General features: G+C 69.1%; 5 protein-coding genes and 1 pseudogene. 4 read left to right on the top strand and 2 right to left on the bottom strand.

The window, feature by feature from the left end; genetic code table 11:
- The coding region (locus tag AC1D12_RS23250) for an SDR family NAD(P)-dependent oxidoreductase (protein WP_477843131.1) at positions 1-127 on the bottom strand (127 nt) is incomplete at its 3' end.
- Positions 128-237: 110 nt separating this feature from the next.
- Between AC1D12_RS23250 and AC1D12_RS23245 the strand changes: the two genes are divergently transcribed.
- Together AC1D12_RS23245 and AC1D12_RS23240 are read left to right on the top strand one after the other, a co-directional pair.
- Positions 238-1128: a LysR family transcriptional regulator gene (locus AC1D12_RS23245; protein WP_477843129.1), complete on the top strand. Its 891-nt coding sequence runs from the start codon at positions 238-240 to the stop codon at positions 1126-1128.
- Positions 1129-1175: 47 nt separating this feature from the next.
- Positions 1176-2690 (top strand): C13 family peptidase, encoded by a 1515-nt coding sequence (locus tag AC1D12_RS23240; RefSeq protein ID WP_477843127.1) that lies wholly within the window; start codon positions 1176-1178, stop codon positions 2688-2690.
- Here the strand turns inward: AC1D12_RS23240 and AC1D12_RS23235 are convergent.
- Positions 2668-4026: an MFS transporter gene (locus tag AC1D12_RS23235; protein ID WP_465112429.1), complete on the bottom strand. Its 1359-nt coding sequence runs from the start codon at positions 4024-4026 to the stop codon at positions 2668-2670. The genes AC1D12_RS23240 and AC1D12_RS23235 overlap by 23 nt on opposite strands.
- Positions 4027-4204: 178 nt before the next feature.
- Between AC1D12_RS23235 and cyoA the strand changes: the two genes are divergently transcribed.
- Both cyoA and AC1D12_RS23225 read left to right on the top strand, forming a co-directional pair.
- On the top strand, positions 4205-5302 hold the full coding sequence (gene cyoA, locus AC1D12_RS23230) for a ubiquinol oxidase subunit II (RefSeq protein WP_477843125.1): 1098 nt from the start codon (positions 4205-4207) through the stop codon (positions 5300-5302).
- 9 nt (positions 5303-5311) lie between these two features.
- A pseudogene (locus tag AC1D12_RS23225) lies at positions 5312-5536 on the top strand (cytochrome o ubiquinol oxidase subunit I); the annotation flags it as partial.

Below are 5536 nucleotides of genomic sequence, written 5' to 3'. Positions count from 1 at the left end.
CGGCCCGGCTGCTCGCGTAGTTCACGACCACCGCGGCACCGGCGCCCGCCAGTGCCGTGGCGATGCCCGCCCCGATGCCCTTCGAGCCACCGGTCACGACGGCCACCTTGTTGTTCAGCTTGCTCATGGTTCTGTTCCTGTTGTTGCTGGCGCCCTGCTGGCGTCGGAACGAATGGTGTTTGATTCGCCTTGTGGCCGGTAGCCGCTCTGATCCTCTAAGTTATATTCGCCAGCCAAATGACTGACCGCCTCGTCGCCCTGCGCCTGTTCGCCCGCGTCGCCCGCAGCGGCAACTTCTCGCGCGCCGGGCGCGAACTGGGGTTCTCCCAGCCCTCGGCCTCGCGCATCGTCAGCGAGCTGGAGCGCGAGGTCGGCGTCGCGCTGCTGACGCGCACGACCCGCGCCGTCACGCTCACCGAGGCCGGTGCCGACTACCTGGTGCGCGTCGAGGCCATCCTCGACTCGCTCGACGAGGCCGACCATGCGGCGCGCGGCAGCGGCGAGTTGCGCGGCGTGCTGCGGGTCGGCGTGGCCGCGAGCTTCGGCGTGCGCGAGCTGATCCCGCGGCTGCCGGCCTTCACCGAACGGCACCCGGCRCTGCGCATCGAGCTGCTGATGAACGACCAGCGGCAGGACCTGGTGCATGAAGGCGTCGACGTGGCGCTGCGCTTCGGTGAGCTTGCGGATTCCGTCGCGACCGCGCGCCGGCTCGGTGCGACGCCGCGGATGCTGGTCGCCTCGCCGGCGTACCTGGCGCGCGCCGGCACGCCGCAACAGCCGGACGACCTGCCCGCGCACCGCTTCATCGCCGGGCCGGTCGGCCCCACGTCGCGGGGCATCGCGATGTCGCTCGACGGCCGCGCGCTGGTCGTGCGCGTGCAGAGCCGGCTGATGGTCACCGTCAACGAAGGCGCCACCGCCGCGGCGGTGGCCGGCCTGGGCATCGCGATGAGCGGCCACTGGGGCTGCCGTGCCGAGCTCGAGGCCGGCCGGCTGCAGCAGGTGCTGCCGGCATGGGACCTGGGCTCGACGGAGCTGCACGCGGTGTTCCCGGCCGGCCGGGCCGCCAGGCCTGCGGCGCGGGCGCTCGGCGAATTCATCGCGTTGTCCATGATTTCGTCAGATTGAATGTCGAGGTCGTTTGGTAGATTCGTCCGCCTGGGAGAACACCACCAATGACCGACAACGGACTGAACGACTCGATCGAACCGAACGCCGACGCACCGCACGACGCAACTCACGACGCAGCATCGGCCCCGCCCCCTCAGCTGCCCCGCGGTGCGCTCGGCGCCTGGTGGCTCCAGGGCATCCGCACCGCGTTGCTGATGCGTGCCGACTGGAGCGGCCTGCGTGCCACGCCAGCCATCACGGCCTGCCTCTTCCTCGTACCGTTCGTGCTCGGCGTGGGGGTCGGGCGACTCCTCATCACCGGACCCGCCTCGTTCTACTGGCCGACGCTGCTGTCGTCGCACTGGATGGGGGCGGTGCTGCTGGCCTGGGCCTGCTGGTGGCTGGTGCGCGCGCCGCGGCACGACGGTGACGGTAGCGAGCCCGACGCCGCTGCGCTGTTCGCGATGCTGTGCGCGCAGGGCCTGCCGATGCTGGTCGTGCTGGCGCTGCTGTTCGTGCCGATGTCCCGCGGCGGGGTGTACGGCAGCGCCGGCGCGGGCGGCTGGCTGGCGTGGGGCCTGTGGTGGCTCGCGCTCGGCTGGCTGTTCCTCGCGCAGGCGGTGCTGTTGTGGCGCACCGGCACGCGGCTGGCGCCGCGCCTGGGCGCGCTCCTGGTCGTCGCAGCGGTGCTCGTGGCCAATCAATGGCTGAACCGCGCCACCTACTGGTACCCGGCCCGTGCCGAAACCGCCGAGGGCGAAGACGATGCGCCGCGCTTCAAGCTGACGCAGGAGCTGGTCGAGCAGCAATCGCAGCTGCTGCAGACGCAGTTGCAGGCCATCGCGTCGCAGCGCAAGGGCACGATCGACGTCTACACGCTGACCTTTGCGCCGGACGCCGAGGAGGAGGTGTTCCGCCGCGAGAGCGCGATGGTGACCGACGTGATGACGACCCGCTTCGACAGCGCCGGCCGCGCGCTGCAGCTGGTCAGCCACCACGACGACCCGGCCGCATTCCCGTGGGCCACGCCGGTGAACCTGCAGCGCGCGATCACGCGCATGGCCGCGCTGATGGACCGCGACGAGGACGTGCTGTTCCTGCACCTCACCTCGCACGGCGCACGCGACGGGCAGCTCGCGTCGTCGTTCTGGCCGCTGGAGGTCGATTCGGTCACGCCGGCGATGCTGAAGGGCTGGCTCGATGCGGCGGGCATCCGCCACCGCGTGATCTCGGTGTCGGCCTGCTTCTCGGGCAGCTGGATCGCGCCGCTCTCGGACCCCGACACGCTGGTGATGACCGCGGCCGATGCCGACCACACCTCGTACGGCTGCGGCCGCCGCTCGCCGCTGACCTTCTTCGGCCGCGCGATGTACGACGAAGGGATGCGCACGACCTGGTCGTTCGAGGAGGCGCATGCCGCCGCGCGCACGCGCATCGAGCAGCGCGAGAAGGAAGCCGGCAAGACCGACGGCTACTCGAACCCGCAGATCGCGATGGGCGAGCGCATGCGGGCAACGCTCGCGGCGCTGGAGGCTCAGCTCGCCGCCTCGGCCCGGCTCAGCCGGCCGCGGAGTCCTTGATCTCCATCGCTTTGTTGACGCTCAGCGCGATCAGCGTGGCCGCCGCACCCGACAACAGGTAGACGCTGACGTACGCGAGGCCGAAGTGCGCCGACAGGCCCAGCGCCACCAGCGGCGCGAAGCCCGCGCCGACCAGCCAGGCCAGGTCGGACGTGAGCGCAGCGCCGGTGTAGCGGTGCTGCGTCTCGAAGTTGGACGTCACCGCGCCCGACGCCTGGCCGTACGACAGCCCGAGCAGCGCGAAGCCGACCAGGATGAAGACGTCCTGCCCGAGCGGCCCGCCGCCCAGCAGCGTCGGCGCGAAGCCGCTGAACACCCCGATCGCCGCGGCCAGCGTGCCCAGCGTGGTGCGGCGGCCGAACCGGTCGGCAATGCTGCCCGACGCGATGATGCCCAGCGCGGCAATGCCGGCGCCCACCATCTGCACCGCGAGGAACTCGCTGATCGACTGCGTGGAATACAGCTTGATCCACGACAGCGGGAACACCGTGACGATGTGGAACAGCGCATAGCTCGCGAGCGCCGCGAACGCACCGATCACGATGGTGGAGCCCTGCGTGCGGGCCAGCTCGCCGACGCTGGTGGGCTCGAGCTCGTGCGCGTCGAGCAGCTTCGCGTATTCATTGGTGGCCACCAGGCGCAGCCGCGCGAACAGCGCCACCACGTTGATCGCGAACGCCACGTAGAACGGATAGCGCCAGCCCCAGGTCAGGAAATCCTCGGAGCTCAGGCTCGCGTACAGGAAGGCGAACAGCCCGCTCGCGATCACGAAGCCGATCGGCGCGCCCAGCTGGCCGAGCATCGCGTACCAGCCGCGGCGGTTCTTCGGCGCGTTCAGTGCCAGCAGCGACGGCAGGCCGTCCCAGGCGCCGCCCAGCGCCAGCCCCTGGCCGACGCGGAAGATCGACAGCAGCACGATCGACGTGAAGCCGATGCTCTGGTAGCCCGGCACGAAGGCCATGCCGGCGGTCGACGAACCGAGCAGGAACAGCGCGATCGTCAGCTTGGCCTCGCGCCCGTAGCGCCGCTGGATCGCCATGAAGATCACGCTGCCGATCGGGCGCGCGATGAACGCGAACGAGAAGATCGTGAAGGCCCACAGCGTGCCTTCGAGGCCTTTTTCGAACGGGAAAAACACTGACGGGAACACGAGCACTGCCGCGATCCCGAACACGAAGAAGTCAAAATACTCCGATGACCTCCCGATGATCACGCCGATGGCGATCTCGCCGGGCGCGACCTTCGCATCATGGGCGGCATGCAGCCGGCGGGTGTCTCGACCGATGTCTTCGGTCGTCGGATGCGGATGTTTCGGATCCAGAGAGGAAGTCGTCATGAAGCTTCAGTCCGCTGTCTTGGGCATTGTCTTGAGCACCTTGGAGGTTCCCACGGCCGGGTTCCGGAGGCGATAGGACAAAACGTCCAATGCCCGAGCCGGGCCGTTGAACGTAGATTCTCGGCCCATCGGGCGCCGGTTGGAAGCATTTTGCGCGCCCCTCCTACCAGAACCTGGCATGCCACCCCACAAACAGCCCCTGAGCCGACGGCTCCTGCTGGCCCCCGCCCTGCTCCTCACCGGGCTGCTGGCCGGCTGCAACACCGTGTTGCTGAACCCCTCCGGCGACATCGCCGCCCAGCAAGGCAAGCTGATCATCGTCAGCACCTGGCTGATGCTGCTGATCATCGTTCCGGTGATCGCGCTGACGGTGACCTTCGCCTGGCGCTACCGCGCTTCCAACCGCGCGGCCCGCTATGAACCCGACTGGGACCACTCCACGCAGCTCGAGCTGGTGATCTGGGCGGCGCCGCTGCTGATCATCATCGCGCTGGGCGCGATCACCTGGATCAGCACCCACACGCTGGACCCGTACCGCCCGCTGAGCCGCATCGACGAGAAGCGCCCGGTCACCGCCGACGTGAAGCCGCTGGTGGTCGAGGTGGTCGCGCTCGACTGGAAGTGGCTCTTCATCTACCCCGAGCAAGGCATCGCCGTCGTCAACGAGCTGGCCGCGCCGGTCGACCGGCCGATCCAGTTCAAGATCACCGCGTCATCGGTGATGAACGCGTTCTACATCCCCGAGCTGGCCGGCATGATCTACGCGATGCCGGGCATGCAGACCCAGTTGCATGCGGTGATCAACAAGCCGGGCGACTACGAAGGCTTCTCGGCCAACTACAGCGGCGCCGGCTTCTCGCACATGCGCTTTCGCTTCCACGGCGTGGACAACGCCGGGTTCGACAAGTGGGTGCAGGCCGCCCGCGCCGACGCCAAGGAGCTCACCCGCGCCGACTACCTGCAGCTCGAGAAGCCGAGCGAGCGCGAGCCGGTGCGCCGCTACGCGAGCTTCGCGCCGGGCCTGTACGACGCCATCCTGAACCGCTGCGTCGACACCTCGAAGATGTGCATGTCCGAGATGATGGCGATCGACGCCGGCGGCGGCCTCGGCCGCCAGGGCATCGACGGCGTCAAGGAGAAAGAAGGCCACACCTCCGACGCCAACGGCGCCACGCCCCGCACCTACTACGTCGCCGCCGCGCTGTGCACGGTGGCCGACCCGACCGGCACGCAACCCGTTCTGCGCGCCGCGCAGAACGCCAGCACCCAGAACTGAGTCGCACCGATGCTCGATCACCTCGATTTGACGAAGCTCGTCTTCGGCCGCCTCTCATGGAACGCGATCCCGCTCCATGAGCCCATCCTGCTCGTCACCTTCGTCGCCGTCTGCCTGGGCGGCGTCGGCATGGTGGCGCTGCTCACCCGCTACCGCCTGTGGGGCTACCTCTGGCGCGAATGGTTCACCAGCATCGACCACAAGAAGATCGGGATCATGTACGTGATCCTGGGC

The sequence above is a fragment of the Rhizobacter sp. P1_G5 genome (genome assembly GCF_056405435.1).
Note: the sequence above shows the minus strand (reverse complement) of the source record. Positions and strands in the feature narration are given on the sequence as shown.

What these genes read in the sequence shown, in the direction of transcription:
- AC1D12_RS23235 (WP_465112429.1), bottom strand. Translation starts at nt 4,026, where the DNA reads ATGACGACTTCCTCTCTGGATCCGAAACATCCGCATCCGACGACCGAA.
- cyoA (WP_477843125.1), top strand. Translation starts at nt 4,205, where the DNA reads ATGCCACCCCACAAACAGCCCCTGAGCCGACGGCTCCTGCTGGCCCCC.
- AC1D12_RS23240 (WP_477843127.1), top strand. Translation starts at nt 1,176, where the DNA reads ATGACCGACAACGGACTGAACGACTCGATCGAACCGAACGCCGACGCA.